Source organism: Neglectibacter caecimuris, assembly GCF_034335015.1.
GTDB lineage: Bacteria > Bacillota > Clostridia > Oscillospirales > Acutalibacteraceae > Acutalibacter > Acutalibacter caecimuris_A.
In genome coordinates this window covers 1-24,736 of sequence record NZ_JAWXXK010000002.1, presented here as the reverse complement: position 1 = coordinate 24,736, position 24,736 = coordinate 1, and the positions used below count along the sequence as shown (strand labels likewise).

Below are 24,736 nucleotides of genomic sequence, written 5' to 3'. Positions count from 1 at the left end.
GTAAGCGCGCAGTATTTCATCGGATCTTATTGCATCTGTCTCTAAACATAAAAAAGCCTCCGGCCAGGAGGCTTTTTTCTATCTTTGAGATGGAGCAGAAAGTGAGAAATAAAAAGGGGACAAGAGAACAGAGCACACTCTCAGTGCTCAGAAAAGCTTTGCGGCAAGGCTCTTGTGCTTCCCAAAGATTTGAGTTTTGAGAGGGATCTTCGCGCTAAAAAATCATTATGGAGGGATTGTATTCTTTCGCTTATCCACGTCTCAAATTCAATGGATTTCAGCAAATTATCACGAAGTTTTCACAGAATCCGTATTGAAACCGGCGCTGTGATATTTTATAATAAGTTTATCTTATTGTGTTCTGTAAGGAGGAAACCCTTATGAAGTTGAAAGGAAAAAGATTAGCGGCGCTGCTGGGCGCGGTTTTGTTCAGTGTGGGAACCGCTTCTTCCGCGCTGGCGGCTTCTGCGGAACCGGAGGCCTCTCCGCTGGCGGCGGGCTTTCTGCATTCCGCTATCATAAAGGAAGACGGTACTCTATGGACTGCGGGCTCCAATACCTACGGGCAGCTTGGCGTTGAGGCGCCCGCGGAGGGAGAAGCCTCTTCCGAAGGGGAGGGCAGTGAAACGGCAGCTGCTTCCGGGGGAGACAGCACTGTATTTGTGCAGGTAAAAAACGATATGCGGGCGGTATATGCCGGTTATTTGAATACCTTTGCCATTGATAACGGCGGTATGCTGTACGGCTGGGGCTGGAATGAAGGCGGTCAGCTGGGCCTGGGAGATACGGAAAACCGTACCGTTCCTGCGGAGATCCTCAATGATACCGTTACCGCGGCGCCGGGCCGGTTCCATACGGCGGCCATCACAAGGGACGGCACCCTGTGGTTGTGGGGCTGGAACAGCAAGGGCCAGCTGGGAAACGGCAGCACGGAAAGCATGAACGCCCCGAAGGAGACCTTGGATCAGGTGAAAAGCGTGGCGGTGGGCATAGAGCACACCATGGCGGTAAAAGCCGACCACACCCTGTGGGCGGCGGGCGGAAATACCTATGGTCAGCTGGGTGATGGAACCACGGAGGACCAGCTGACCTTCCAGCAGGTCATGGAGGATGTGGAGGCTGTATCCTGCACCGCCTTCGGCACATTGATCCTCAAAACCGACGGTACCGTGTGGGCCTGCGGCTACAATGCCAATGGTGAGCTGGGAAACGGCACCTATGACAATATTGCGGAGCCGGTGCAGATTTTGTCCGATGCGGCCTCCATCGCCTGTGGCGACAGCTTTTCGGCAGCGGTTCTGACAAACGGTACGCTGTACGCCTGGGGCAGCAACGCCTATGGGCAGTACGGCAGTGAAATGTCCTCCTCCCCCATTCAGGTGGCCGAGGCCGTGACAGATGTGAGCCTGGGCGGCGGGCATATGTTGTATTTAACGGAAGAAGGCCAGGTGTATGCCCTGGGAAATAACGAGAAGGGCCAGCTGGGAAATGATTCCCTGGAAAACCTCAGCGAGGCCGTTTCTGTAACGGAGGGCGTGGCGTCTTCTCCCAAGCCTGCCTCCGGCGCTTCGGTAACCGTGCTGGTCGTCCTGCTGATCGTAGTGATCGCGGTGGTGTTCGCCTGGTTGATTGTCCGCACCCTGAAGGGGAAGCCGGAAAAGAAGGAGAAGCCCAAGAAAGCAGAAACCGAAACGGAGGAAAAGCTTTCAGACCGGGAGCTGATCCGTTTGGCAAAGGACATGGCAAAGCAGCAGAAAGCGGCGGCGGAAGCGGAAGAAAGCTCTGTGCCGGAGCCGGCTGATGAGAAAGCGGAGCCTGCCGAAAAGCCTGCGGAAGAACCGGACGGCAAGGAGATCGATGTGGAGTCTCTGGAGGACGCCATCACGAAGGACGAGGAATAAGAGCCTCTCCGAAAATAAACCCACACATCTTGCTTGCATGTTTTCAACCATACATCGTTGGTTTTCCTTGCCGGGCGACAGCCCGCCCGCGAAAAACCGCCTTGTCTGGCTGAAAATCTGACGGCGCAATCTGCGCACGTCTTATTTCGGGATAGGCTCTAAATCGTAAACATTTGCAAGAGCAGCAAGAATGATCGCTGCTCTTGCTTTTTGCCTCTGAAAGCCACCCACTGGAGGGCGAGCGGTCCAAAGGAGCTTGTAAATGGAAAGCTCCCCTTGCCGTGGAATGGAAGCGTGATCGGCCAGCCGCATGGAAAGGCAATCGATTATTACGGAGAAGCACGGAACCGCGAAACAAAGCTCTTTTGTTTCGTCCTAAGCAAACTTTCCTCTGTTTTCCTGCCGTTCATGCTTCACAGGATACCACTCGTGTAAAAAATCCCCTTTTCTTTCGGGAAGGGGATTATACTATGTACGAAGGGAGCGAATCACATGAAGGAACCCAAAAAGAAGCCTGCCTATTCCATGGGCGGCAATGTGCTGTTTTTGCTGAAGATGGCGTGGAAAACCACGCCCATGCTGTTTTTCTGGTATCCTGTTTCCATTTTACTGGAGCTGGGGATCCCCGCTATCGCCATGGTCCTGCCCAGCCGGGTCATTGCCCTGCTGCAGGGCGGAGCAAGCTTTGAAGCGCTGCTTCTGGAGATCACAGGCTGGTCTTTGGGGCTTCTGCTCTGCGGCGCGGGGTGCGCGGGGCTTGCCCGGTTTACGGATTTTGCCTATCTGATTTTTCCCCGCTTAAAAATGAACCGTATGGTATGCCTGAAAATCATTTCCACCGATTACCCCAACGGCGAGAACCAGGATTTTCTGGATCTCCGAATAAAAGCCAACGGGTACTTAAACAGCAACTCCTCCGGCGGAGAGGAATGCTACCGGGTGATGCGCCGGCTGCTCATTGGCCTTGTGGGGCTGCTGTTCTTCGGCGCGGTGTTGTGGGCATACAGCCCCCTGGCGGCGCTGGGCGTGGCGGTACTGACCTCTCTGGGATTTCTTTCCCGGCGGGCGGCAAACCAGTGGGAATTCAAAAACCGGGACAACTGGGCGCCCTATGACCGAAAAATGCGCTACATTTACGAGGAGGCGGGAAACTACCGCTTTGCCAAGGACGTGCGGCTGTTCGGTATGGCCAGCTGGCTTTCCGACCTTTACGACAGCTTCCAGAAGCTGCGGTTTCACTGGGCGGAAAAAGCGGGAAGAGTCGCCTTTCTGGCGGACGCCGCCGATTGCCTGCTGGGCTTTTTGCGAGAGGGCGCGGCCTATGGGCTTTTGCTGTGGAGCGCCCTTCAGGGCGAGATCGATCCTGCGGCTTTCGTGCTGTATTTTTCGGCGGTGGGCAATTTTTCCAACCAGTTTCTTGCCTGCCTCATGGAATTTTCCACCCTGCACCGGCTGCATCTGGAAACGGCGGACTACCGGGCGTTTCTGGATTATCCCGATGCGTTCCGGCGGGAGGGGGGCAGGCCCCTGCCCCAGGCGGACAAATGGGAGCTGACGCTGCAAAATGTATCCTTCCGGTATCCCGGCGCGAAGCGGGACACCATTCATCAAATGAACCTGACTCTGCGGGCCGGGGAAAAAACCGCCCTGGTGGGCTTAAACGGCGCGGGAAAGTCCACGCTGGTAAAGCTCCTTTGCGGGCTGTACGATCCCACCGAGGGGCAGGTGCTGTTAAACGGCATTCCTGTGACGGAATTTGACCGGGAAGAATATTACACCATGTTTTCCGCGGTATTTCAGGAATCCGGCGTGCGTGCGTACTCGGTGGCGCGGAACGTCTCCATGAACGAAAATCCGGAGCCTGACAGGGTAAAGGCCTGCTTAAAGCTTTCCGGGCTGTGGGAAAAGGTGGAGGCCATGCCGAAGGGCATGGAAACCAAGCTGATGAAATACATCTGGCATGACGGCGTGGAGCTTTCCGGCGGCGAGGCCCAGAAGCTGATGCTGGCTCGGGCGTTGTACAAGGACGCCCCCATGATCCTGCTGGACGAACCCACCGCAGCCTTAGACCCCATTGCGGAAGCCGAGCTATACGAAAAATACGGCGAGCTCACCGCCGGGAAGACCTCCCTCTTCATTTCTCACCGGCTTTCCTCCACCCGCTTCTGCGACCGGGTGCTGTTCCTGGAAAACGGCAGGATTGAAGAAGAGGGCACCCACGAGGAGCTGCTCTCCCGGCAGGGAAAATATTATGAGCTGTACGAGATCCAAAGCGCGTATTATCGAAAAAATGGAACAGGAGGGGAACAGAATGAAACAGCTTTGGCGTAATCTGAAAGAACACTGCGCCCTGCTGCTGCGGGGCTACCGGCTGATCCTTCAGATCGGCAAGGGAAAAGAGCTGTTTTTCCACGGGGCGGGAGCCGCTGTTACCGCCATTGCCCCTTTGGTGACCCTGTACTTTTCCGGGCAGATCATCGATGAGCTTTCCGGGGCAAAGGACGGCCGCCGTCTGCTGGTTTTGGCCGCCCTGACAGTGGGTGTCAATCTTGCGCTGCTGCTGTTGAAAAACCTCTTAAACCGGAAAAAAGAAGCCGCCACTGCTACCAGCTGGGACGACGCCTACATGACCTACGCCCGAAAAATGCTTTCCATGGATTACGAGCATGTGGAGGACGTGCGCGTCCATGAACGCCTGGATCAGATCAAGCAAATGCAAAACTGGTCGGGACACGGGCTGTTCAAGCTGATCCAGGTCGTAGACGGTTTGGTAGAAGGCTTTGTAGGCGCGGTTTCCTCCTTCGTGCTGGCGATCGGTCTGCTTTTGGTCACTGTGAAAAATCCTGCCGGGCCGGCGGAGGTGCTGGCCTCTCACTGGGGCACCGCGCTCCTGCTTGCGCTTCTCTTATTGAGCCTGGTGGTCTTCTATTTCCTGTCCAAGCTGGACGCAAAACGGCTGGACGATATGTCCAAGGACATGACCCTGACAAACCGCCTGTTCAGTTACTTTTATTGGACGCTTCCCTCTGACCACAAGGGGGGAAAGGATATACGGCTTTACGGAGAAACAGAGCTGATCCACAGAGAGATGAAAGAGGCCACGGAAGAAGACCATCGCTTTTCCAATCAGATCGCCCGGTGGTTCGGCCCTACCGCCGCCCTTTCCGCCGCCGTGCCTTATGTAATGAGCCTATTCGTATATCTTGTGGTGGCCGCCAAGGCGTATCTGGGGCTCATTGGCATCGGCGGGGTGGTCACCTATGTGGGCGCGGTCAATCGCTTTTCCGCCGGCTGCCAAAAGCTGTTTGACGCCCTTTCCGATCTGATGGCAAACCATGCTTCCCTGAAAAATGTGTTTGAGTTTCTGGAGCTCCACAACGACAGGTATAATGGCACTCTGCCTACGGAAAAGCGGAACGATGGGGAATACCTCATTGAATTTCATGATGTTTCTTTCCGGTACCCGAACACGGAGGCTTACGCCCTGCGCCATTTGAATTTGAAGCTGAAGATCGGCGAGCGGCTGGCGGTGGTGGGCAGAAACGGCAGCGGTAAAACCACCATGATCAAGCTTCTCTGCCGCCTGTATGACCCCACGGAAGGAGTGATCACCCTAAACGGCATCGACATTCAAAAATATAATTACCGGGAATATCTCGACCTGTTTTCCGTGGTCTTTCAGGATTTCCACCTCTTTTCCTTCGAGCTGGGCCAAAGCGTGGCCGCCAGCATGGAGTATGACGAACAGCGGGTCAGAGACTGCCTCCGGGAAGCCGGCATGGAGGAACGCCTTTCCAAAATGCCCCATGGCCTTGCCACCTACCTGAACAAGGATTTCGAGGAGGAGGGCGTGGAGGTTTCCGGCGGCGAGGCCCAGAAGCTGGCCATTGCAAGGGCGCTGTACAAGGACGCTCCTTTCCTGGTGCTGGACGAACCCACCGCCGCATTGGATCCTGTAGCGGAATACGAGGTCTACCGGAAATTTGCGAAAATCGCCCGGAATAAAACCTCCGTCTGTATTTCCCACCGGCTTTCCTCCTGCCGCTTCTGCGACCGGATCGCCGTGTTCCAGCAGGGCGAGCTGGTGCAAATGGGCAGCCATGAATCCCTTCTTCAGGAAGAAACCGGCGTGTACCGGGCCCTTTGGGACGCCCAGGCCCAATATTACGCCCCCGAAGAGCGGGAAGCCCTTGACAGAACGCCTGCGGAATGCTAAACTCAAAATAGAAAAAGAAAAGGGGGGGGAACAGAAATGAACCAGCTTCGGAAAAACCTGACGGCATTTCGTTCCCCGCAAATAAAAGAACGGCTTTGAGCCGTTTTTCCAACTTCCTTGCAGCGAACAGCGCCCCGGTTTTTCCGGAGGCGCTGTTTTTTCATTCCGGCAGCGAAAAGCAATGAGGAATGAGCAATTAAGAAGGGCAAAAGCAGAGATTGCTGAATTGTGGGATTTGGCGGCGAGGCGCCGCAGCCATTCGTGAAGCTGCTTGGTGCGGGAAATCGGTTTCTGACCTGATAGCAAGTAAAGCGCTAAATTAGAATTTAGCAGTTGCCCGCTTACCTCCACCTGTCATTCTGAACGAAGTGAAGAATCTCGCCCTTTGGCTCTTTACTCAGGGAATAAGGACGAGATCCTTCGCTCCGCTCAGGATGACAACGGGGGCAGTTAGTGCAATAAATTGGAATTTAGCTGACTAACGAATAGCACTAACCCCTTGCCTCCCCTGAAAGGGGAGCCAAGAGTGTGTGTAAATTTATAATTTAGCAGCGTTGGTTACAACGCTTGTGCCCTTGCCCTCATAATTCCTCATGGTATCCACTGTCCAGCATCTAAATTTCCCTCTCTAACCACTAACAACTAATTACTAACTACTATTTGGGGGTCCTTTTATGGTAACCATCGACCTGGGAAGCGTCAGCTTTCCTTTACGGGAGTTTCAGGATTTTTCCTGGCTTTTGGAGCTGGGAGCTCCCTTTTGCGTATTTTCTCAAAACGATTCCGGCAATCTTTCCTTTGGCGTGGAAAAGAATGGCAGGAAGCTGTTTGTCAAATACGCCGGAGCGAAAACGGCGAAATATTCCGGCACGGTAGAGGCGGCCATCGACCGTCTGAAAAAGGCGGAGCAGGTGTATCTTGCCCTGCCTCACCCCAGTGTGATCCGGTATCTGGGCCGTTTGGAAACGGAGCATGGGCTTGCCCTGCTCTTTGAGTGGGCTCAGGGCGGCTGCCCCCACGCCCATTGGGAATTTGAGGAAAAGCCGAAATTTACTCACCCGGATTCCGCCTACGTCAGGCTCCGCGCCCTGCCCCTCGCAAAGAAGCGCCGGGCCGCGGAAACGCTGTTTGATTTTCTCTGCTATACGGAAGAGCGGGGCTTTGTGGCGGTGGATTTTTACGACAGCAGCTTGTTATACAATTTTCTCACCGATACCCTCATCATCTGCGATATCGATCTGTTCCGCAGGGCTCCCCTCCGAAACGACCTGGGGGAGGATTGGCCCGGTTCGCCTCGCTTAAAGGCCCCGGAGGAAGCTCAGCCCGGCGCGGTGCTGGATTCCCGCACCAATGTTTTTACCCTGGGGAAGCTCTTACTGTTCCTCTTTGCCGGGGAGGAGTATCAGGACCGGGCCCACTGGGAGGAAACGGAAGCACGCTTCCGGGCGGTGCAAAAGGCCCTTTCCCCAAAACGGGAAAACCGGTTCCCCATCCTGAAGGCCTTTCGGGAAGCCTGGAGCCGGGGTGCTTCCGAGGAGGAAAATCTTGTCCTCCGGGAAATAGAAGCCCCGCCGGAAAAGCGGCGGATCGCCCGGAGTATTCTGGAGGCTTTACCAGGCTGGTTTGGCCTGAAGGAATCCCGGGAGGAATACATTCGGGAAAGCGGCGGCCTTCCCTTTGCCGCCGTTTTTCAGGGAGAGACTGCCGTGGGCTTTCTCACCGTCCGGGAAACCTCTTCGGAGGCGGCGGAAATCTTCGTGATGGGAGTGCTGCCCTCAGAGCACCGCCGGGGAGCGGGCAGGCAACTGGTAGAATGGGCGAAAGCCTTCTGCCGCAGGCAAAAGTATGCTCTCCTGCAGGTCAAAACCCTGGACGATTCCAACCCCGACCCCGGCTATGCCCGCACCCGTGCTTTCTACTCCGCCATGGGATTTCGCCGCCTGGAATGCTTTCCCACCCTGTGGAACAAGGAAAACCCCTGTTTGATCATGGTTCAGGCTCTTGCCGTGCCGGAGAAAGGAGAAACACAGTATGAAGATCGTTGATTTCCGCCGGGAGCATATCCCGCAGGCGGCGGCCCTGGCCCTTTCCTGTTATGGGGAGGAACGCCGCCACGCAAGGGCGCTTCCCAAGGCTTCGGCGCTGCTGGATCTGGAGCCCTTTGCCGAAAACGGTCTGGGCGCCGCCGCTCTGGAGGGGGACGCCCTGGTGGGCTTCCTCTGCGCCGTTTCTCCCTTTGCACACGCCTTTCGTTCCACTGACGCGACAGGCGTGTTTTCCCCCATGGGGGCCAATGGAGCAAGGCCGGAAAACCGGGAGAAGATCTATGCCGCTCTCTATTGCCACGCTGCCCGAAAATGGGTCAAAGCCGGGGCCGTCAGCCACGGTATCTGCCTTTATGCACACGATCAGGCTGCCCAAACACAGTTTTACCAATACGGGTTTGGTCTGCGGTGTATGGACGCTATCCGAAAAACAACGCCGCACCCCTCCGTTTCGCTTCCGGGCTACACAGCTTCAGAGCTTTCGCTGGAAGAGTGTGCGGCGGTGTACCCGCTGGAGCTTGCACTGCACAGGCATTACCTGGAAAGCCCGTTCTTTATGAACCGGGCTCCGGAAACCATGGACCAGTTTCAGAACTCCTTCTCCTCCGGCACAGACCGGTGCTTCGTCTCCCGCTGTCAAGGGGAGCTTTGCGCCTTTCTCCGGCTTTCCCCCTCTGGGGAGACCTGTGTTGCCGGAGGCCCTGATTACCGCCATATCACCGGGGCGTACTGTCTGCCGGAGCACCGGAGGAAGGGTGTGTTCACAGCGCTGCTGGAATATGTGTCCGCCGCATTGTATAAGGAGTGGATCCCCCTTTTGGGGGTGGACTTTGAAAGCATCAATCCCCCGGCATCTGGCTTCTGGAATCGCCACTTTACCTCCTACACCTGCGGCGTTGTTCGCCGGATCGATGAACATATTCTATTGGCGTAAAAAGCAGGGGGGCTATGGGGGCATGAGCAATTAGCAATGAGAAATGAGCAATGATTAAGGGCAAAGGCACAGGCGCTGAAAATAATACAAGCGTTGTAACCAACGCCTGTAAATTGGAATTTACGGCGAGGCGCCGCAGCCACTCGTGGAGCTGCTTGGTGCAGGAAATCAGTTTCTGACCCGACCGCAAGTAAAGCGATAAATTGGAATTTAACTGCCCTTTGCCTCCCCTTATTTATAAGGGGAGGGGGACCGCCGAACGGCGGTGGAAGGGATAGTCACACGCAGAAAGTGGGATAAAACCGCCAGGTTTAATCCCCTCAGTCACGGCCTTGCCGTGACAGCTCCCCTTACTCGCGCAAGTGGAGCCTAAGGGCGCTAAACTATAATTTAGCGTTTTTTACGGTCGGGTCAGGAATCTCATGTTTCTGCACCAAGCAGGGATATGAGTGGCCGCGGCGCTTTGCCGCTAAACTAATTTACCGTGTTACAATTTATTGCCTTACATTGCTCATTGCAAATGGCCCTTTTTTCAATGCGCTGCATAGCAGCGCCACCACCGTCTGGCATCTAGTATCCAGCATCTAGAATCTAAACGGGCGCGCCGCGGAAAAACCGCGGCGCGCCCGTTTTATGCTTTTTTCAAATTCACCCTGGCTTACAGAAAAAACTGAAACCCGCAGAAGGCCGCGTAGATCACCAGGAGGGTTATGCCCTGGAAGCGGCTGAGTTTTCCGCGCTTTAGGGCTGGAAGGGTCAAAAACGCCATAACGAAGAGCATCAGGGGGATATCCACGATGAGGGAGGCGTTCATACCGGCGATCAGTTTTCCGCTGGGAACGGCAAAGGGAGACAGCACTGTGGAAACGCCGGAAACCAGCACCAGATTGAAGAGGTTTGCTCCCACCACATTGCCTAAGGACAGGGCTCCATGGCCCTTTATGAGAGAGGTGATGGCGGTGACCAGCTCCGGCAGGGAGGTGCCCAGGGCTACAAAGGTCAGCGCAATGACCGATTCCGGCACTCCCAGCGCCTGGGCGATGATGGTACCGTTATCCACCAGGAGGTTGGCCCCCACGGCAATCAGCGCCGCGCCGATCACCAGCAGCAGAATATCCTTGTAAAGGGGCTTCATTTCCTCTTCCGACTCCTTTTCCTCTTCCGCACCGACGGCGGAAATGAGCTTTGGCCCCTTCACCGCCTGGGTAATGGTAATGGCCATGTAGGCGACGAAAATCAAAAGCATCAGCACGCCGGTCATTCTGCTGAAGCTGCCGAAGAGATAAGCCGCGGCCATATATACCGCGGAGGCTCCAAAGAAAAAGGCAATGGGAACGCGAAGGGCTTTTCGGTCGATCTCACCTGGGCGTACCGCCACCACAATGGCGGCGATCAGCGCCGTATTGCAGATGATGGAGCCGATAGCGTTTCCGTAGGCGATCTCTCCGTGGCCGCTTACCGCCGAGGTGGCGGAAACCATCACCTCCGGCAGGGTGGTGCCGATGGAGACCACCGTGGCGCCGATAAGGATCTCCGGCACATGGAACCGGTGGGCAATGCCCGTGGCCCCGTCCACAAACCAATCCCCGCCCTTAATGAGCAGAATGAGACCCAGCAGGAACAACAAAACCGCAACAACCATTTTTTGACCACTTTCCTTTCTTTTAGCGGGGCTGCTGTAAAACGTTCTTTATCAGTCTTAGGCTTCCCCAAAATGCGGAAAACCGAGCATGGCTTTGTGCCATACCCGGTCCTTTTTCTCAAAACAGACCCCGTGTATCGCCCAAAGCTCATACACGAGTCTCGCAAATAAAAGCAAGCCAGGCCCAAAGGCCGAGGTTGTTGACTTGCTGCGCGATCAAACAGCACAGGGCCCAACCGCCCTTTCGCACTGTCTGCCGCGCCTGCTACTCCCCCGCTGGAATTTCCTTGCAAAGCTTACCAAAATTTCACAGGCTTGTCAAGAGGGGCCATAGGGAAAAGCGGGAAATGCGCAAGATGTCGTTTGAAAGCCGTGTACTTGGGAAGCGGCCCGGTGCAGGAGAAAGATTTCTGACCCGGCTGCGGGGGAACTAACATAAATTGTAGTTTGGCGAACTAGTTGTTAGCTGTTAGTTGTTAGTCGTTAGAGAAGGGCAAGTCCTCTTTCCTTGTCATTACTGAGGAAAAAGTGCAGAAAGCTATAGCTTTCTGCACTTTCCCGGCGAAGTATCTCGCCCTTAATTCCAGAAAAGGACAAAGGACGTGATTCTTCACCGCTTTCAGCGGTTCAGAATGACAGGAGGAAAGTGAGTTGCTCGCCGTTAAATTATAGGTAACCTCTAAAAACTCAATGTTCCGATGAAACGATTTAGAAAAATCGGCCTTTTACAGGCTTTACAACTGCATTTTTCTGAGTTTTTAGGGACTCCCTGTAGTTTAACGAACTAGTCGTTAGAGAAGAACAAGTCCTCTCCTTTGTCATCCTGAGGAGCAAAGCGACGAAGGATCTCGCTCTTCATTCCTGGTCAAAGAGCCAAAGGACGAGATCCTTCGCCAAGAAAGCAAGGTTCTCCTTGCTTTCTGCTCAGGATGACAGGCGGGAAGTGAGCAGATAACCGCTAAATTCCAATTTATTCGCCTGTTTGCGGTCGGGCCGGAAACTGATTTTCTGTACTAGGCAGCTCCACGAGCGCCCGCGGCGGCTCGCCGCTGCCCTTTTCTAATAACTAACTACTAACGGCTAACAACTAATTTCCCACAATCTTTTCTCATAGTCCTTCACATAGTATCGAAGATTTGTCCTGCCCCGGGAAAGAACCGTATGTCCCTCCGCTTCCAGCTTTTCCTTCTGGGCCTGCACCCCGCCGGGGTATTTGGGGTTTAACTCCCCGTTTGCCTTCAGCGTTCTCCAATAGGGCGTGGGGTCGCTTTCCCGCTGGAAGCTCGCCCAGGCCGCGATGGAAGCAAAGATCCCGGCGGTAATGGGCTCGGTAAAATCCGCGCCGTTTTCCCTGGCGAAATACTCCCGAATACAGCCCACCGTGAGAAGCTTGCCGTAAGGCACCCGCTTCATCACCCGGTCGTAGTCCATGGGAGGGGCAAAGTACATTTTGTCCCCGCCGTATTTTTCGATGCTTTTTTGGTCTGTCAGGATCTGTGTTTTCGGCATATCCTTGCTGTCCCGCAGCATGGCGTTAAAATCCTTTTTCTCCTCGTTTGCCATAAAGCCCCGCCTCCTTTTTCAAAAAGCATACCCCATTTTTCCCCGCCCTGCAATGAGGCGGTTTTTCTTTTTGAAAAAATTTTTCAAACGCTTGCAACACGCGAAAGGCTTATTGCAGCTCTTGCTCCAGATTCTGAAAAATTGGATCGTCAAAAAATTTTCCAATAGAAATTTCCAGGCCATCACATAGTTTTTTAACGGTAACAACCGAAACATCCTTGCGGCGTTCGTCCATCATACTATACACCGTAGAGGGTGTTACGCCGGACAACGTAGCTAATTCATTGTATTTTATCTTCCGTTCCGAACACAATTTTTGAAATCTTTTTACTACAGCATTTTTGATTTGCATTGTCATCTCTCCTGAAAACAGGATAAGATATTATGCGCATCATCGTATACGCGCTTGCGTATATATAAAAATTATGCTATCCTCTTAATACGCACTTGCGTACAAAAAGGAGGATCGCGATGAACTCTTTCACTTGTGCATTTACAGGACACAGGCCCCAAAAGCTGCCCTGGGGATATCGTGAAGTTGATCCCAGGTGTATCGCCTTGAAAAAGGCGCTTGCCGCGCGGATTGCCGAGCTGGCCCATGCCGGATATACCGATTTCCTCTCCGGCATGGCGGAGGGAACCGACACCTGGGTGGCGTTGGCCGTCCTTGCCCTGAAAAAAGAAACTCCCGCGCTGAAGCTTCACTGTATCCTGCCCTGTGAGGGACAGGCGGACAAATGGCCGGCTTCGGCGCGGGAATTGTATTTCTCCATTTTGGCGCAGGCGGACGAGGTGGTATATGTGGCCAGGAAGTACAGCAGCGGCTGCATGCTGAAACGCAACCGCTACCTGGTCGATCACGCCCATTGCCTGCTGGCCGTTTACAACGGCGAGTATCGGGGCGGAACCGCAATGACGATACGGTATGCTCAAAAAACAGGCAAAAGGGTGATCGTGCTGGATCCTACTGGCTGATCCAATCAATTTTTTGGGCTGTATTACCGAAAGCTCCTTATAGAAATTCTATCCGCTGCAGCCCGGCATTTACCCGGGCCCTTGCTCCATAGGGAAGGGCCGTTCTCGGCCACGCGTGGCCGAAGTTTATGTTATACAAAATCGGAAGGCCGCGGCTGCCCAGCACGTCCCGGTACACGGTTTTATATTCCTCATAGTACTGCTCGTCCTGGGGCTTTCCCACAAGAAGCCCGGTGATCTCATCAAAGGCCCCGGTGGTTTCGATGGCCTCCAGCTCCTTTCGCAGCAGCTGGGGAGTGGGCTTTTCCTCGCAGGTTTCCAGAAACATGATCTTCCCCCGCCATTCCTCCCGCTCCGGGAACAGGCGGTACCGCTTGCAGATCTCCCGTTCGTCCGTATACCTGCCGGAAACCAGAATATCGTAAAAGCTTTCCAGGCACCCGCCCAGAAGCTCCCCTTCAAACAGCCCGCTTCCCTGAAGCAGCTCATAGCCCCGGTTTTCCCTGTGGGAAACACGCTCTGTGCCCATCGCCGCCTGGGAAAAATCGGTACGGTCCTCGTACCAGAGCTCGCTGGGGGTGATCTTCCAGTGCCTGTAGTCTTCAAAATAACCCTGAAACGCCGCTTTGGTGTAGGGAAGCATTTCCTCCGCAAGCTCCGCCAGATCGCAGAGAAAGCAGGGGCCGTAAAAGGTTTGCAGCCCGAGCCGGTAAAACATCAGATGGTTTACGGTAGTGTCGGAAAACCCCGTAAACAGCTTGGGGGAACGCCGCACCGCCTCTGTAAATTCCTTGTCTTCCATAAGATACGGCAGCAGCCGGTAGGTGTCGTCGCCGCCGATGGCGCAAACGATTCCCCGAATGGAATCGTCCAGAAAGGCCTGCTTCAGATCCTCCGCCCGCTTTTCGGGGTGCTGCTCCAGGTACTCCTCGCCCCGCAGTGCATGGGGCATAAAAACCGGCTCCAGGCCAAATTCCCTCAGCCGCTTTTTGCCCAGCTCCACGCTGTGGCTGCAAAACTCCTCCCCCAGCATTCCGCTGGACAGGCTGACGACCGCTACCTTATCTCCCCGGCGAAGGGGGGCTGGTTGGTTCATTTTTGGTTTCCTCCTCTGTGTAATGGTCGCAAAACGTATAATAGTTTATGGGAACTTTATAATACATTAATATGGTTTTTGATTCTTCACTCCGCAACTATCGCATTACGCGCTCATTATGTTCTAACATCATTCCTAATACTGTCGATCAGTTTTCTGCGAATTACCTCAATTCTATTGTTTAGCGGATCGTCAGCATTCCCTACACTGCGACCAGATATAAAAACATTGTGTATTTCTACTTCAAACTCTACGAGACAGTTTCGTACGTCTTGACCGGCATAAAGTTCAAATTTTCCCTTATCTGATTCGCAAAAATGCTTATAATTTTCTTGAGCGATATAATATTTATCACGAATCTCTAGTTTCCTTTTTTGCTTCTCAATCAGTGAGTGCGTAATCAAGGTAATTATTGTTGTAATCAAAGTCATTCCCGAGCCAATAAGTGTTGCTGTCATTGTTTCTGACATTGATATTCCTCCATCACATTTTATTAATTGTTTTTCTTTAAATTATATTTTTCGCTTTTTCTCTTACTATCACCTATTGCTTCTCTGTTCTTGACATCAGCACCACGCACTCAATGTGTTGAGTATGGGGGAACATATCCACGGGCTGGAGCTTTTGCACTTTGTAGTGGTTTGCCTGAAGGAAGCGGAGATCCCGGGCGAGGGTTTCGGGGTTGCAGGAAATATACACCGCTTTTTTGGGGGCCAGGGAGCAGAGGGCCCGTAAAAATTCTTCGCTGGCGCCGGCCCGGGGCGGGTCCAGAAATACCGTATCGAAGCGCTGCTTTTCCAGGGCGGCCTCGGCCATGAATTCCCCGGCGTCCCCGCAGGTGAAATAGATGTTTTTTACCTTGTTTTCTCTGGCGTTTAAGATAGCGTCCTTGACCGCGTCCCGGTTCAGCTCTACCCCCAAAACGCTGCCGGCGCCGCTTTTGGCCGCCACGATCCCAATGGTGCCGATACCGCAGTAGGCGTCCAATACCTTTTCCGTTCCGCTGAGCTCCGCGTATTCCATGGCTTTCCCATACAGAAGCTCTGTCTGTACAGGGTTTATCTGATAAAAGGATTTCGGGGAAATGCGGAACTTGCAGCCGCAGAGAATATCGGTGATGCAGCCCGGCCCGTACAGGGTCTTTTCCTGCCGTCCCAGCACCATGGAGGTGCGGGTGTCGTTTACATTTTGAACAATGGTGGTGATCTCCGGGTGAAGTTTTAAAAGCTCCTCCGTAAAGTGCTTTTTCGCTGTGAACACAGGGGTTCCCGTTACCAGCACCACCATGAGCTCTCCGGTTTGAAAACCGCGCTTTACCAGCACATGGCGCAAAAATCCCCGGCCGGTGTCCTCTTCATAGGGGCGAAGCTTGAAGGCCTTCAAAAGCTTCCGAACGGAAACGATGATCTCGTCGGCCTTTTGATCCTCCGTCAGACAGGAATCCACCGGCACCACCCAATGGGTGCCGGACTGGTACACCCCGGAGAGGATCCTGCCGCCCCGCCTGTCCCAGGCAAAGGCCGCCTGCACCTTATTCCGGTAATGATAGGGGTGCTCCATGCCCAGGATCGGCTCTATTTTTCCAAACTGCCCCAGCAGCTTCCGGCAGCGGTCCTGTTTCCACTGAAGCTGCCGCTCATAGCTTAAATTTTGCAGCTGGCACCCGCCGCATTTTCGATAGACCGGACATTGCGGTTCCCTTTGGACTTCCATAAAACGGCCTCCTGAAGCTTTTCTGCTGTTTCTCAGTATAACACAAAAACCTCCCGGGTGGGAGGTTTTTTATGAAGCTGTTTTTCAGAAAAGCTTTATGGCGCTTCTTCCTCCAGCCTTTTTCGCAGTTCCTCCTTCTTTGCTTCGTTTTCCGCTTCCCATTTCTTTGCCTCTTCCAGGGTGATCTCTTCGGCATACGTGTCCAGCAGGGAAAGAAGGCGGTCGTATTCCTTCTGAGAAAAAAATCCGCTTTCCAAATTGGCCTGATAGGCCTCCAGGGCTTCCCGATAGAACCTGCTTTCGTCCACAGGGTGGATTTCATTGAATTCAGTGTACAGCTCCTTCAGCTCTTCCGCGGAAAACACCGCGTTCCGGGCAAGGGTGTCTCCCAGGGAAGCCTTCGGTTCCTGCTCTATTTCCTCCGGCGCCTTGCAGCTTTGAAAAACCAGGCCTTTCGAGGTGGGATCGGAAGCCGCTTGCGGCACAGGCACAAAGAGCCCCTGGCTGGTTCCCGTTGTCAGGCAATACTGATCCTTGGCATACACGCCAAGGCCTTTTGAGGAATGGAATAAGAAAAAAAGATAGCTTTGACCCAGCAAAAGCTCCGGTGTATCGAAGGCCTCCACATACTCACCGTCTTTCATGCCGCCCAGCAGGCGCAGCAGCACCTTTTCTTCCGCCTCCCCGCGAAATGTCTCTTTCGTCTCGAGCTCCACATCGGTATAGGGAATAACTCCTCCGTCCGCGCGTTTTACCAAAACGGGCTCATGAATACAGGAGACCCGGCCATACACCACCAGTGTGGACTCCTCAGACAGCTCGAAAATACTATATTGCTGTACCAGACCGCAGGACTGCTCGGGGCCCGGGGCCGTTTTCCCTTCCTTTGTGGAACGCAGGGAACCGGCTGGAACGGCTGAGGACGCCCGGTCTCCCTTTCCGGCGGCGCTTCCGCAGCCGGAACAAATGCCGATTAAAAAAAGCAGCAGAAGTAAGACTTTGACAGAACTTTTCCATTTTTTCATTTTGCGGTTCCCTCCCAAAGTGGTAGCTCCCATCTATCATACAATTTCAGGGGCATTTTCACTCACCCGTTTGGGAAAATTTTGGGAACAAAAAGAAAAAAATACGCAAAACACCACAAGCTCCGGGAGAACGCCGGGGACAGCAATCCCCACAGACCGCGCCTGTTCTGTTAACTGTCATTCTTCGTCGCTATGTTCCTCAGAATGACAAGAGAAAACTATCTGCTAAATTACAATTTAGCTCACACTCTTGGCTCCCCTGAAAGGGGTGCTGGTCTCCGGTGGAGACCGTTCAGCACCGACCGGAGCGAAGCGGAGAAAGCTGTCACGGCAAAGCCGTGACTGAGGGGTTCTGGGCAGTGAGTTGGTCAAACGCAGGTGTTATATTGATTTTTTTACTGAGCTGGAACCCCTCCACCATGCTTATGCATGATCCTCGCAGACTGCAAAGCAGTCTGTTTCCCTTATTCAGGGGAGGCAAGGGTTTTACTTTCCCTGAGAAAATCACTTCCTCACCCGTGTCTGTCCCGGGTGAAGGTTTTTAACTGCTCCCGGCATAAAAAAGGTGTCGATGGGAACATCATAAAATTGACAAAGCAGGTACAGGGTGAAAACGCTGGGTGCGGTAGTTCCTATTTCGTAATACGAATAGGTGGGGCGGGAAATTTTAAGGAATTCCGCCACTGTTTCTTGTTTCAGTCCCGCATTGACCCGCAGTGCTCGAAGAGCAATGGGGAGCTGCATGCTCAGTTCTCTTTGAATGACCTGGTTCTGATTCAGTCGTTTCATTTTGATAACCCTCCAAAATTAAAAATACGCATCTCATGTTCAAATTTCGCATTAAATACGGTTTAGATGGTCTGAAAAATGGCCCATAATTAGGCCATTAGGTGGTGAGCTTATGGAATATGATTTGTTTGCAATTGGCAAAAGAATTGCCGATTTGAGAAAACAGCACGGACTGACGCAGGACGCATTAGGTGAGCACTTGGGAGTGACCGGCAAACAAATTGCCCGTATAGAATACGGTACCAGCAGCCTTACTCCTAAAAATTATCTCAAAGTAAGCGAGTTATTTTCCGTAAGTCTGGATTACCTTTTTAAGGGAAATCTTGAAAAGCCTCTGAATGATTGTGTAGTTGAATTTGTAAAACATGCTTCTTATGAAAATCAAGAAGCTGTTTGGCGTTTTCTTCAGGCTCTTATGAAGCTTAAGGACACCTAATGAAAATCCTCGAATTAAGTATAAAACTCCCTCTTTTTCTTTGTCAAGGGGGAGTTTTTGTCATGTTCTGCCGAAGTTATAGGGATTTAGGAGCTTTTCGACGAAATTTTCACTAACCAAGCTGAAAAACGCGCCGAAACAGGACGTTTGGTGTTCGTTTTTCTCATAAAATACGGTTTAGGCCGTCAGGAAAATGGCCTATAATTAAAATGGTTAGGTGGTGAGTTTATGGAATACGATCAGCTTGCAATCGGCAAAAGGATAGCGGATTTAAGGAAGCTGCATGGAATAACGCAGGACGACTTGGGTGAGCAGTTAGGAATTAGCGGCAAGCAGGTTGCCCGTGTGGAATACGGCACCAGCAGCCTTACTCCGAAAAACTATCTCAAACTCAGCAAGCTGTTTTCCGTAAGCTTGGATTATCTTTTCACGGGAGAACTGGACAAACCACTTCACGATTGTGTAACTGAATTTATAGAAAACTCTTCTTATAAAAATCAGGAAGCCGTTTGGCATTTCCTTTGGACGCTTATGGAAACAAAGGAATCTGATAAAAACTCTCATAAAAATCAATAACCTCTCCCTGGAAGAAAAGGGGAGAGGTTTTATTCTGTTCTGCCAAAATCAGAACATTAGTTATTAGAAAAAGAAAAGCTTGTCTTGATTTCCATTTAGAAAACTGTTATAATCAATTTGCACAGAATACTGTGCAGAAGAGTCTGCCCTCATACGGTAGGCGGTTTGGCTACATCCTCCGAAAGGAGGTGGAGCATATGCCGGTTACATTGACGTTTCATATCCTTTTTTGGACAATAACGATCAGAGTAACAGACAGAAACCGCCACTCTGCCAAGTGACGGTTTCTAAGTACATCTTAAAACTGTTATCTTGAGCCAAACCGTCTATCGGCAGGCTCTTTCTTCATCTTTATTATAGTAACTGTCTAATAATTTGTCAAGTGGCAATTCCACGGCAAAAAACACCTATCTGGGACAGACACGGGTTAGAAAGTGATCCTTTCAAGGAAGGCAGGGGGTTACTGCTATCCGTTAACCCGCTAAATTATAGTTTAGCGAACTAGTCGTTAGAGAAGAACAAGGTCCCTCCTTTGTCATTCTGAGGAACAAAGAATCTCGCCCTTCCTTCCTGAGCAAGGAGCCAAGGGACGAGATTCTTCGCCGAAAAAGCAAGGATTCCTTGCTTTCTGTTCAGTAATGACAGAGGGGAAGTAAGTGGTGTACCCGTTAAATTATAGTTTAGCGAACTAGCTGTTAGTTGTTAGAAAAGGGAAAATCCTTTCTTTTGTCATTCTGAGGAGCGCAGAAAGCTATAGCTTTCTTGACGAAGAATCTTGCCCTTAATTCCAGGGCAAAAGGGCAAAGGACGAGATTCTTCACTTCGTTCAGAATGACAGATAGAAAGCAAGCGGTTCGCCGCCAAATTCCAATTTATCGAACTATGCCCTTAAAATTGCTCATTTCTTATTACTCATTGCTCATTCTGTATTGCCCTCTGAATTTGGTGCGGCAGCCCATGTCTACCGTTTTCAGTGTAGCAGCCGAAAGAAGCTTTTCCGGTACTCGATAAGTTTAGCAATTACCCTTGGCTCCCCTGAAAGGGGTGCTGGTCTCCGGTGGAGACCGTTCAGCACCGACCGGAGCGAAGTGGAGAAAGCTGTCACGGCGAAGCCGTGACTGAGGGGTTCTGCGGTGGCGAGATAGAAACCGCAGGATTTATGCGGGTTTCCAGTGAGCTGGAACCTCTCCACCACCTGACGGTGGTCCCAGAAGGTTGCAAAGCAACCTTCTTCCCCTATTCAGGGGTGAGCGCGTCCCGGTGGGGGGAAGGTCTCCAGTGGAGACCGCTCTGACCCGACCGAGCCGACAGGCGAGAAAGGCAAGGGTTTTTGCTATTCGTTTAGTTTGATAAATTCCAATTTATCGGACTGGTTTCCCTCCTTGTCATTGCTGAGCAAAAAGCGAAGTAAATTTCGCTTTCCCAGCGAAGAATCTTGACCTTATTTTCTGGGAAAAAGCCAAAGGACGAGATTCTTCGCCACCTTCGGGGGCTCAGGATGACAACTTGAGAGCCCTTTTCTCTTTTCTAACAACTAACTACTCACGGCTAACCACTAACACACTAAATTCCAATTTATCGCACTGACTGCCCTCCTTGTCATTGCTGAGCAAAAAGCGAAGTAAATTTCGCTTTCCCAGCGAAGGATCTTGACCTTATTTTCTGGGAAAAAGCCAAAGGACGAGATTCTTCACTTCGTTCAGAATGACAGGAGGGAGGTGAGTAGATAACTGATAAATTCCAATTTATCATTTTGCTTATGGTCGGGTCGAAAGCTATCCTTTCGCGCCAAGTCGCTTCACGAGTGCCTGCGCCGGCTCGGCGCCAAATTCCAATTTATTGAACCAAGTTCTTAAATTGCTCATTCCTCACTGCTCATTCCTAATTCCCAATGCTTCCGCCCTTTCCAAAAGTAATCGGCCACTCGCGGCTGACAGTTAAAAAGCACCGCCCGTTTTCAAAACAGGCGGCGCTTTTTTCTCAGAATTTCCGGAACCTTTCATAGCGCCTTTGCAGCAGCTCCTCCGGGGGAAGCTTTTGCAGCTCCGGCAGGATTTCCAGCAGGGCGGTTTTCAGTTGTTCGCAGGTCTCACCGGCTTCCTTTTCCTCCGAAATCACCTTTTCCACCACGCCCAGCTCTTCCATATCCTGGGCGGTGATCCGCAGGCATTCCGCCGCGTCCTTTACCTTTTTGGCGTCCTTCCAGAGAATGCTTGCGCAACCCTCCGGAGAAATGACGGAGTACACGGCGTTTTCCAGGATCCACACCTGATCCGCCAGGGCCAGGGCCAACGCCCCGCCGCTGCCGCCTTCTCCGATGAGCACGGAGATCACCGGGGTTTTGAGGGCCGCCAGCTCCATCAGGTTTTCCGCGATGGCCTGGCCCTGGCCCCGTTCCTCAGCGCCCAGGCCGCAAAAGGCCCCGGAGGTATCTACAAAGCAGATCACGGGGCGGTGAAATTTTTCCGCCTGCTTCATCAGCCGCAACGCCTTCCGGTAGCCCTCCGGGTTGGGAGAGCCAAAGTTTCTGCGCACCTTATCCTTCATATCGCCGCCCTTTTCCATGGCGATCACGGTGACGGGTTCTCCGCCCAGGGAGGCGATACCGCCTACAATGGCAGGGTCGTCCGCGTACCGGCGGTCTCCGTGAAGCTCAATGAAATCCTCAAAAATGCGTTCGATATAGGAAAGCCCGGTAGGCCGTCCCTTTGCCCTTGCCAAAAGCACCTTTTCATATGCGCTCATTGCTCTGCGCCTCCCTTCTGATGGAGCCGCAGGAGTTTCGCGATGGTCTCCTTCTGCAGGGCCCTGGGCACGATCAGGTCCACAAAGCCGTGCTCCAGCAGAAATTCCGCCTTCTGGAAGCCCTGGGGCAGCTTTTTGCGAATGGTCTGTTCAATGACCCTGGCCCCCGCGAAGCCCACGGTGGCTCCCGGTTCTGCCATGATAATATCCCCCTCCATGGCAAAGCTGGCGGTAACGCCGCCGGTGGTGGGGTCCGTCAGCACGGTGAGATAGAAATTTCCCGCATCGCTGTGCCGCTTTACCGCAGCGCTGGTTTTCGCCATCTGCATCAGGGAAAGAATGCCCTCCTGCATTCTGGCGCCGCCGGAAACGGTATAGCCTATCACGGGCAGACTTTCCGCTGTGGCATATTCAAACAGGCGGGTGATTTTTTCCCCCACCACAGTTCCCATGCTGCCCATCATAAAATAGGGATCCATAAAAAACAGGGCGCAGGGCTCTCCCTCCACCTTTGCCGTACCGCAGACCACGCCCTCCCGTTCCCGGGAGGCAAGCTTGGCGTTTCTGAGCTTCTGGTCATAACCGGGAAAGCCTAAAATATCCCGGCTTTTCAGCTCGCCGTACAGCTCCTGAAAGGTTTCCTCATCGGTAAGGTAGGTCACGCGTTCTCTGGGGCCTACCCGGAAATGATAGCCGCAGGAGGTGCACACATTCATATTTTCCTGCTGCTCGGAAAGGGGCAGCAGCACGCCGCAGTGGGGGCAGGCGTTGCGGATCCCGCTGTCCTCCGCTTCGGTTCCCCCCTTTTCCAGCTCGTTCTGAGGGGAACGGAACAATCCCATCAAATTCATAAGCGCTATCGCTCCTTTCGTTCCGAATTACGGTTTGGGCTGCTGGAAATTCCGCATAAAATCTGTATAATAATTGCCCTTGCGGAACCGCTCGTCCCGCACGATGCCGATCTGATCTTCAATGTTGTTTTTGGGGCCGTCCACAATGAGCTCGCACAGGGCGGCCTGCATTTTACGGATCGCTTCCTCCCGGGTGGAGGAGTAAACGATCATCTTTCCCAGCATGGAGTCATAGTACGGGGGAATGTCATAGCCCTGATACAGGAAGGTATCGAACCGCACCCAGGGGCCCCCGGGGATATGCAGAAATTCCACCTTTCCGGCTCCCAGGGCGTTGACCCTGCATTCGATGGCCGCGCCCCGCACATGGATATCCTCCTGAGAAAAATCCAATGGCACGCCTGCCGCAATGCGGATCTGCCATTTTACAATGTCAACACCCGTTACCAGCTCGGAAACAGGGTGCTCCACCTGGAGGCGGGTATTCATTTCCATGAAATAGAAGTTTTGCTCCTTGTCCAGCAGAAATTCCACCGTTCCGGCATTGATATAGCCCGCCGCCCTGGCCGCTCTGGCCGCTGTTTCCATCAGCTTTTTTCGAAGCTCACGGGAAACTCCGGGGGAGGGAGATTCCTCAATAAGCTTCTGGTTGTTCCGCTGAATGGAGCATTCCCGTTCTCCCAGGCAGACGATATGTCCCTCTTCGTCCGCCAGAAGCTGCACCTCGATATGCTTTACCGGGTCCAGATATTTTTCCAGATAGACCCGGCCGTCTCCAAAGGCCTTTTCCGCCTCATTGGAGGCGGTGAGAAAGGCTTTTTCCATTTCCTCCGGGGCATTGACCAGGCGAATGCCCTTGCCGCCGCCGCCGGCGCTGGCCTTGATGAGCACCGGGTAGCCGATGGCTTCCGCCTTTTCCCGCGCTTCCTTCCAATCCCGCAGCAGGTCGGTTCCCGGCGTGACCGGGATCCCATTTTTCCGCATCAGCCGCCTGGCCTGCTCCTTATCTCCCATTTGGGAGATCACCTCCGCCGGGGGGCCGATAAACACTAAACCGTATTGCCTGCACTGCCGTGCAAGCTCCGGATTTTCCGCTAAAAATCCATAGCCGGGGTGAATGGCCTGGGCTCCCACAGCCAGCGCCGCGCTGACGATCCGCCGGATATCCAGATAGCTTTCCTCTGCTTTCGCCCCGCCGATACAAATAGCCTGATCCGCCATGGCGGCATGCAGGGAATCCCGATCCGCCTCGGAATACACCGCGACGGTGGAGATCCCCATTTCCTTGCAGGCCCGGATAATGCGAATGGCGATCTCGCCCCGGTTGGCAATAAGAATTTTTGTGAACAATCCGATCCACCTCGTTCAGCATTTAAATGTTCTTCTCTAACAACTAACAACAGTTTTTTTAAGCGTTCACCAGCGCAAAGGAGAACTCGGCGCTGACGCAGAGCTTGCCGTTTACCCTTCCCGTGCCCTTGGCAAAGTAGAACGCGCCCCTTTGCCGGAGCAGCTCACATTCTGTTTCCAGAGTATCCCCGGGCTTTACCTGGCCTCGAAACTTTACCTTATCCAAACCGGTAAACAGCGGGGTTTTTCCCTGGGCCTCTCCCAGCAGCAGTACACAGGCGGACTGGGCCATCATTTCGCACTGAATCACGCCGGGCACCACCGGATTTCCGGGGAAATGGCCCTGCAAAAAGTATTCATCGCCCTTGATATGGCATTTTCCGTGGGCTTTGCCATCGATCAGCTCTACCTCGTCCACCAGCAGCATGGGCTCCCGGTGGGGCAGGATCTTTTTGATCTCTTCCTTGTTCATAACAGCTCTCCTTTATGCCATCAGCACCGTGGATATGATTACTGTAAATTTCGTACACACCGAAGAAGTCCGGTGCTTTTCCGAAGGAAAAGAGAAACGCTTCAAGAAGAAAGGCTCTGCCTTTCTTTTGTTCAGGGGCTTCTTCAAGATAACGACGGCTTTTTGTCATCGTTATTATACCATAAGCGCCATGGGCGCGTTGGTATAATGTGCCGATTGCCCGTTGTGCGAAGCACAAACTGGGCAAGGCAATTTTAATTCTATAATATCCGCACGCCCTTTGCGGATATTATACCATAAGCGCCATGGGCGCGTTGGTATAATGTGCCGATTGCCCGTTGTGCGAAGCACAAACTGGGCAAGGCAATTTTAATTCTATAATATCCGCACGCCCTTTGCGGATATTA

General features: G+C 52.9%; 20 protein-coding genes. 8 read left to right on the top strand and 12 right to left on the bottom strand.

Annotation, left to right across the window (positions count from 1 at the left end; all coding sequences use genetic code 11):
- Positions 1-380: 380 nt before the first annotated feature.
- The 5 genes from U8T64_RS02225 to U8T64_RS02205 all read left to right on the top strand — a co-directional run bounded on the left by U8T64_RS02225 (position 381) and on the right by U8T64_RS02205 (position 9,096).
- A complete protein-coding gene (locus U8T64_RS02225; protein ID WP_322180530.1) occupies positions 381-1,901 on the top strand; it encodes an RCC1 domain-containing protein in 1,521 nt (506 codons plus the stop codon).
- A gap of 492 nt (positions 1,902-2,393) precedes the next feature.
- The gene (locus U8T64_RS02220) at positions 2,394-4,232 is read left to right on the top strand and encodes an ABC transporter ATP-binding protein (RefSeq protein ID WP_322180528.1); all 1,839 of its coding nucleotides are present in this window, start codon (positions 2,394-2,396) and stop codon (positions 4,230-4,232) included.
- Complete coding sequence (locus U8T64_RS02215; RefSeq protein ID WP_322180526.1) at positions 4,213-6,117, top strand: ABC transporter ATP-binding protein; 1,905 nt, start codon at positions 4,213-4,215, stop codon at positions 6,115-6,117. The genes U8T64_RS02220 and U8T64_RS02215 overlap by 20 nt, the downstream gene beginning before the upstream one ends.
- A 674-nt stretch (positions 6,118-6,791) precedes the next feature.
- The gene (locus tag U8T64_RS02210) at positions 6,792-8,162 is read left to right on the top strand and encodes a GNAT family N-acetyltransferase (RefSeq protein ID WP_322180524.1); all 1,371 of its coding nucleotides are present in this window, start codon (positions 6,792-6,794) and stop codon (positions 8,160-8,162) included.
- On the top strand, positions 8,149-9,096 hold the full coding sequence (locus U8T64_RS02205) for a GNAT family N-acetyltransferase (RefSeq protein WP_322180522.1): 948 nt from the start codon (positions 8,149-8,151) through the stop codon (positions 9,094-9,096). Before U8T64_RS02210 ends, U8T64_RS02205 begins: the two co-directional genes overlap by 14 nt.
- A gap of 658 nt (positions 9,097-9,754) precedes the next feature.
- On the opposite strand, the gene U8T64_RS02200 is transcribed toward U8T64_RS02205, so the two are convergent.
- The 3 genes from U8T64_RS02200 to U8T64_RS02190 all read right to left on the bottom strand — a co-directional run bounded on the left by U8T64_RS02200 (position 9,755) and on the right by U8T64_RS02190 (position 12,653).
- A complete protein-coding gene (locus U8T64_RS02200; protein ID WP_322180520.1) occupies positions 9,755-10,738 on the bottom strand; it encodes a calcium/sodium antiporter in 984 nt (327 codons plus the stop codon).
- A gap of 1,080 nt (positions 10,739-11,818) precedes the next feature.
- The gene (locus tag U8T64_RS02195) at positions 11,819-12,301 is read right to left on the bottom strand and encodes an MGMT family protein (RefSeq protein WP_322180518.1); all 483 of its coding nucleotides are present in this window, start codon (positions 12,299-12,301) and stop codon (positions 11,819-11,821) included.
- 109 nt (positions 12,302-12,410) lie between these two features.
- Complete coding sequence (locus U8T64_RS02190) at positions 12,411-12,653, bottom strand: helix-turn-helix domain-containing protein (protein ID WP_322180516.1); 243 nt, start codon at positions 12,651-12,653, stop codon at positions 12,411-12,413.
- Between the two features lie 119 nt (positions 12,654-12,772).
- On the opposite strand from U8T64_RS02190, the gene U8T64_RS02185 reads away from it, so the two are divergent.
- On the top strand, positions 12,773-13,276 hold the full coding sequence (locus U8T64_RS02185) for an SLOG family protein (RefSeq protein WP_322180514.1): 504 nt from the start codon (positions 12,773-12,775) through the stop codon (positions 13,274-13,276).
- Between the two features lie 37 nt (positions 13,277-13,313).
- On the opposite strand, the gene U8T64_RS02180 is transcribed toward U8T64_RS02185, so the two are convergent.
- The 5 genes from U8T64_RS02180 to U8T64_RS02160 form a co-directional block, all read right to left on the bottom strand.
- Positions 13,314-14,372 carry a S66 family peptidase gene (locus U8T64_RS02180; protein ID WP_322180512.1) on the bottom strand — a complete coding sequence of 353 codons (1,059 nt, stop codon included), beginning with the start codon at positions 14,370-14,372 and terminating at the stop codon, positions 13,314-13,316.
- 116 nt (positions 14,373-14,488) lie between these two features.
- Positions 14,489-14,842 carry a hypothetical protein gene (locus tag U8T64_RS02175; RefSeq protein ID WP_322180510.1) on the bottom strand — a complete coding sequence of 118 codons (354 nt, stop codon included), beginning with the start codon at positions 14,840-14,842 and terminating at the stop codon, positions 14,489-14,491.
- A gap of 73 nt (positions 14,843-14,915) precedes the next feature.
- Complete coding sequence (gene rlmD / locus U8T64_RS02170) at positions 14,916-16,085, bottom strand: 23S rRNA (uracil(1939)-C(5))-methyltransferase RlmD (RefSeq protein ID WP_322180508.1); 1,170 nt, start codon at positions 16,083-16,085, stop codon at positions 14,916-14,918.
- Between the two features lie 95 nt (positions 16,086-16,180).
- A complete protein-coding gene (locus U8T64_RS02165) occupies positions 16,181-17,110 on the bottom strand; it encodes a hypothetical protein (protein ID WP_322180506.1) in 930 nt (309 codons plus the stop codon).
- Between the two features lie 504 nt (positions 17,111-17,614).
- The gene (locus U8T64_RS02160) at positions 17,615-17,899 is read right to left on the bottom strand and encodes a helix-turn-helix domain-containing protein (RefSeq protein WP_322180505.1); all 285 of its coding nucleotides are present in this window, start codon (positions 17,897-17,899) and stop codon (positions 17,615-17,617) included.
- A 112-nt stretch (positions 17,900-18,011) separates the two neighbouring features.
- Between U8T64_RS02160 and U8T64_RS02155 the strand changes: the two genes are divergently transcribed.
- Together U8T64_RS02155 and U8T64_RS02150 are read left to right on the top strand one after the other, a co-directional pair.
- Positions 18,012-18,335, top strand: a complete 324-nt coding sequence (locus U8T64_RS02155) for a helix-turn-helix domain-containing protein (protein ID WP_322180503.1) — start codon at positions 18,012-18,014, stop codon at positions 18,333-18,335.
- A 228-nt stretch (positions 18,336-18,563) separates the two neighbouring features.
- Positions 18,564-18,911: a helix-turn-helix domain-containing protein gene (locus U8T64_RS02150; RefSeq protein WP_322180501.1), complete on the top strand. Its 348-nt coding sequence runs from the start codon at positions 18,564-18,566 to the stop codon at positions 18,909-18,911.
- Positions 18,912-20,891: 1,980 nt separating this feature from the next.
- Here the strand turns inward: U8T64_RS02150 and U8T64_RS02145 are convergent.
- From U8T64_RS02145 to fabZ, 4 genes are read right to left on the bottom strand one after another with little or no spacing between them, the layout of a single operon-like run.
- Positions 20,892-21,656 carry an acetyl-CoA carboxylase carboxyltransferase subunit alpha gene (locus U8T64_RS02145; protein ID WP_322180499.1) on the bottom strand — a complete coding sequence of 255 codons (765 nt, stop codon included), beginning with the start codon at positions 21,654-21,656 and terminating at the stop codon, positions 20,892-20,894.
- Entirely contained in the window at positions 21,653-22,507 is an 855-nt protein-coding gene (accD, locus tag U8T64_RS02140; RefSeq protein WP_322180497.1) for an acetyl-CoA carboxylase, carboxyltransferase subunit beta, read from the bottom strand. The genes U8T64_RS02145 and accD overlap by 4 nt, the downstream gene beginning before the upstream one ends.
- A 27-nt stretch (positions 22,508-22,534) precedes the next feature.
- A complete protein-coding gene (locus tag U8T64_RS02135) occupies positions 22,535-23,857 on the bottom strand; it encodes an acetyl-CoA carboxylase biotin carboxylase subunit (protein WP_322180495.1) in 1,323 nt (440 codons plus the stop codon).
- Positions 23,858-23,915: 58 nt separating this feature from the next.
- On the bottom strand, positions 23,916-24,329 hold the full coding sequence (gene fabZ / locus U8T64_RS02130; RefSeq protein ID WP_322180493.1) for a 3-hydroxyacyl-ACP dehydratase FabZ: 414 nt from the start codon (positions 24,327-24,329) through the stop codon (positions 23,916-23,918).
- Positions 24,330-24,736 lie beyond the last annotated feature (407 nt).

What these genes read in the sequence shown, in the direction of transcription:
- U8T64_RS02220 (WP_322180528.1), top strand. Translation starts at nt 2,394, where the DNA reads ATGAAGGAACCCAAAAAGAAGCCTGCCTATTCCATGGGCGGCAATGTG.
- accD (WP_322180497.1), bottom strand. Translation starts at nt 22,507, where the DNA reads ATGAATTTGATGGGATTGTTCCGTTCCCCTCAGAACGAGCTGGAAAAG.
- U8T64_RS02150 (WP_322180501.1), top strand. Translation starts at nt 18,564, where the DNA reads ATGGAATACGATCAGCTTGCAATCGGCAAAAGGATAGCGGATTTAAGG.
- U8T64_RS02185 (WP_322180514.1), top strand. Translation starts at nt 12,773, where the DNA reads ATGAACTCTTTCACTTGTGCATTTACAGGACACAGGCCCCAAAAGCTG.
- U8T64_RS02195 (WP_322180518.1), bottom strand. Translation starts at nt 12,301, where the DNA reads ATGGCAAACGAGGAGAAAAAGGATTTTAACGCCATGCTGCGGGACAGC.
- U8T64_RS02210 (WP_322180524.1), top strand. Translation starts at nt 6,792, where the DNA reads ATGGTAACCATCGACCTGGGAAGCGTCAGCTTTCCTTTACGGGAGTTT.
- U8T64_RS02145 (WP_322180499.1), bottom strand. Translation starts at nt 21,656, where the DNA reads ATGAGCGCATATGAAAAGGTGCTTTTGGCAAGGGCAAAGGGACGGCCT.
- U8T64_RS02200 (WP_322180520.1), bottom strand. Translation starts at nt 10,738, where the DNA reads ATGGTTGTTGCGGTTTTGTTGTTCCTGCTGGGTCTCATTCTGCTCATT.
- U8T64_RS02165 (WP_322180506.1), bottom strand. Translation starts at nt 17,110, where the DNA reads ATGAAAAAATGGAAAAGTTCTGTCAAAGTCTTACTTCTGCTGCTTTTT.
- U8T64_RS02225 (WP_322180530.1), top strand. Translation starts at nt 381, where the DNA reads ATGAAGTTGAAAGGAAAAAGATTAGCGGCGCTGCTGGGCGCGGTTTTG.
- U8T64_RS02215 (WP_322180526.1), top strand. Translation starts at nt 4,213, where the DNA reads ATGAAACAGCTTTGGCGTAATCTGAAAGAACACTGCGCCCTGCTGCTG.
- U8T64_RS02160 (WP_322180505.1), bottom strand. Translation starts at nt 17,899, where the DNA reads ATGAAACGACTGAATCAGAACCAGGTCATTCAAAGAGAACTGAGCATG.
- U8T64_RS02205 (WP_322180522.1), top strand. Translation starts at nt 8,149, where the DNA reads ATGAAGATCGTTGATTTCCGCCGGGAGCATATCCCGCAGGCGGCGGCC.
- fabZ (WP_322180493.1), bottom strand. Translation starts at nt 24,329, where the DNA reads ATGAACAAGGAAGAGATCAAAAAGATCCTGCCCCACCGGGAGCCCATG.
- U8T64_RS02175 (WP_322180510.1), bottom strand. Translation starts at nt 14,842, where the DNA reads ATGTCAGAAACAATGACAGCAACACTTATTGGCTCGGGAATGACTTTG.
- U8T64_RS02190 (WP_322180516.1), bottom strand. Translation starts at nt 12,653, where the DNA reads ATGCAAATCAAAAATGCTGTAGTAAAAAGATTTCAAAAATTGTGTTCG.
- U8T64_RS02155 (WP_322180503.1), top strand. Translation starts at nt 18,012, where the DNA reads ATGGAATATGATTTGTTTGCAATTGGCAAAAGAATTGCCGATTTGAGA.
- rlmD (WP_322180508.1), bottom strand. Translation starts at nt 16,085, where the DNA reads ATGGAAGTCCAAAGGGAACCGCAATGTCCGGTCTATCGAAAATGCGGC.
- U8T64_RS02180 (WP_322180512.1), bottom strand. Translation starts at nt 14,372, where the DNA reads ATGAACCAACCAGCCCCCCTTCGCCGGGGAGATAAGGTAGCGGTCGTC.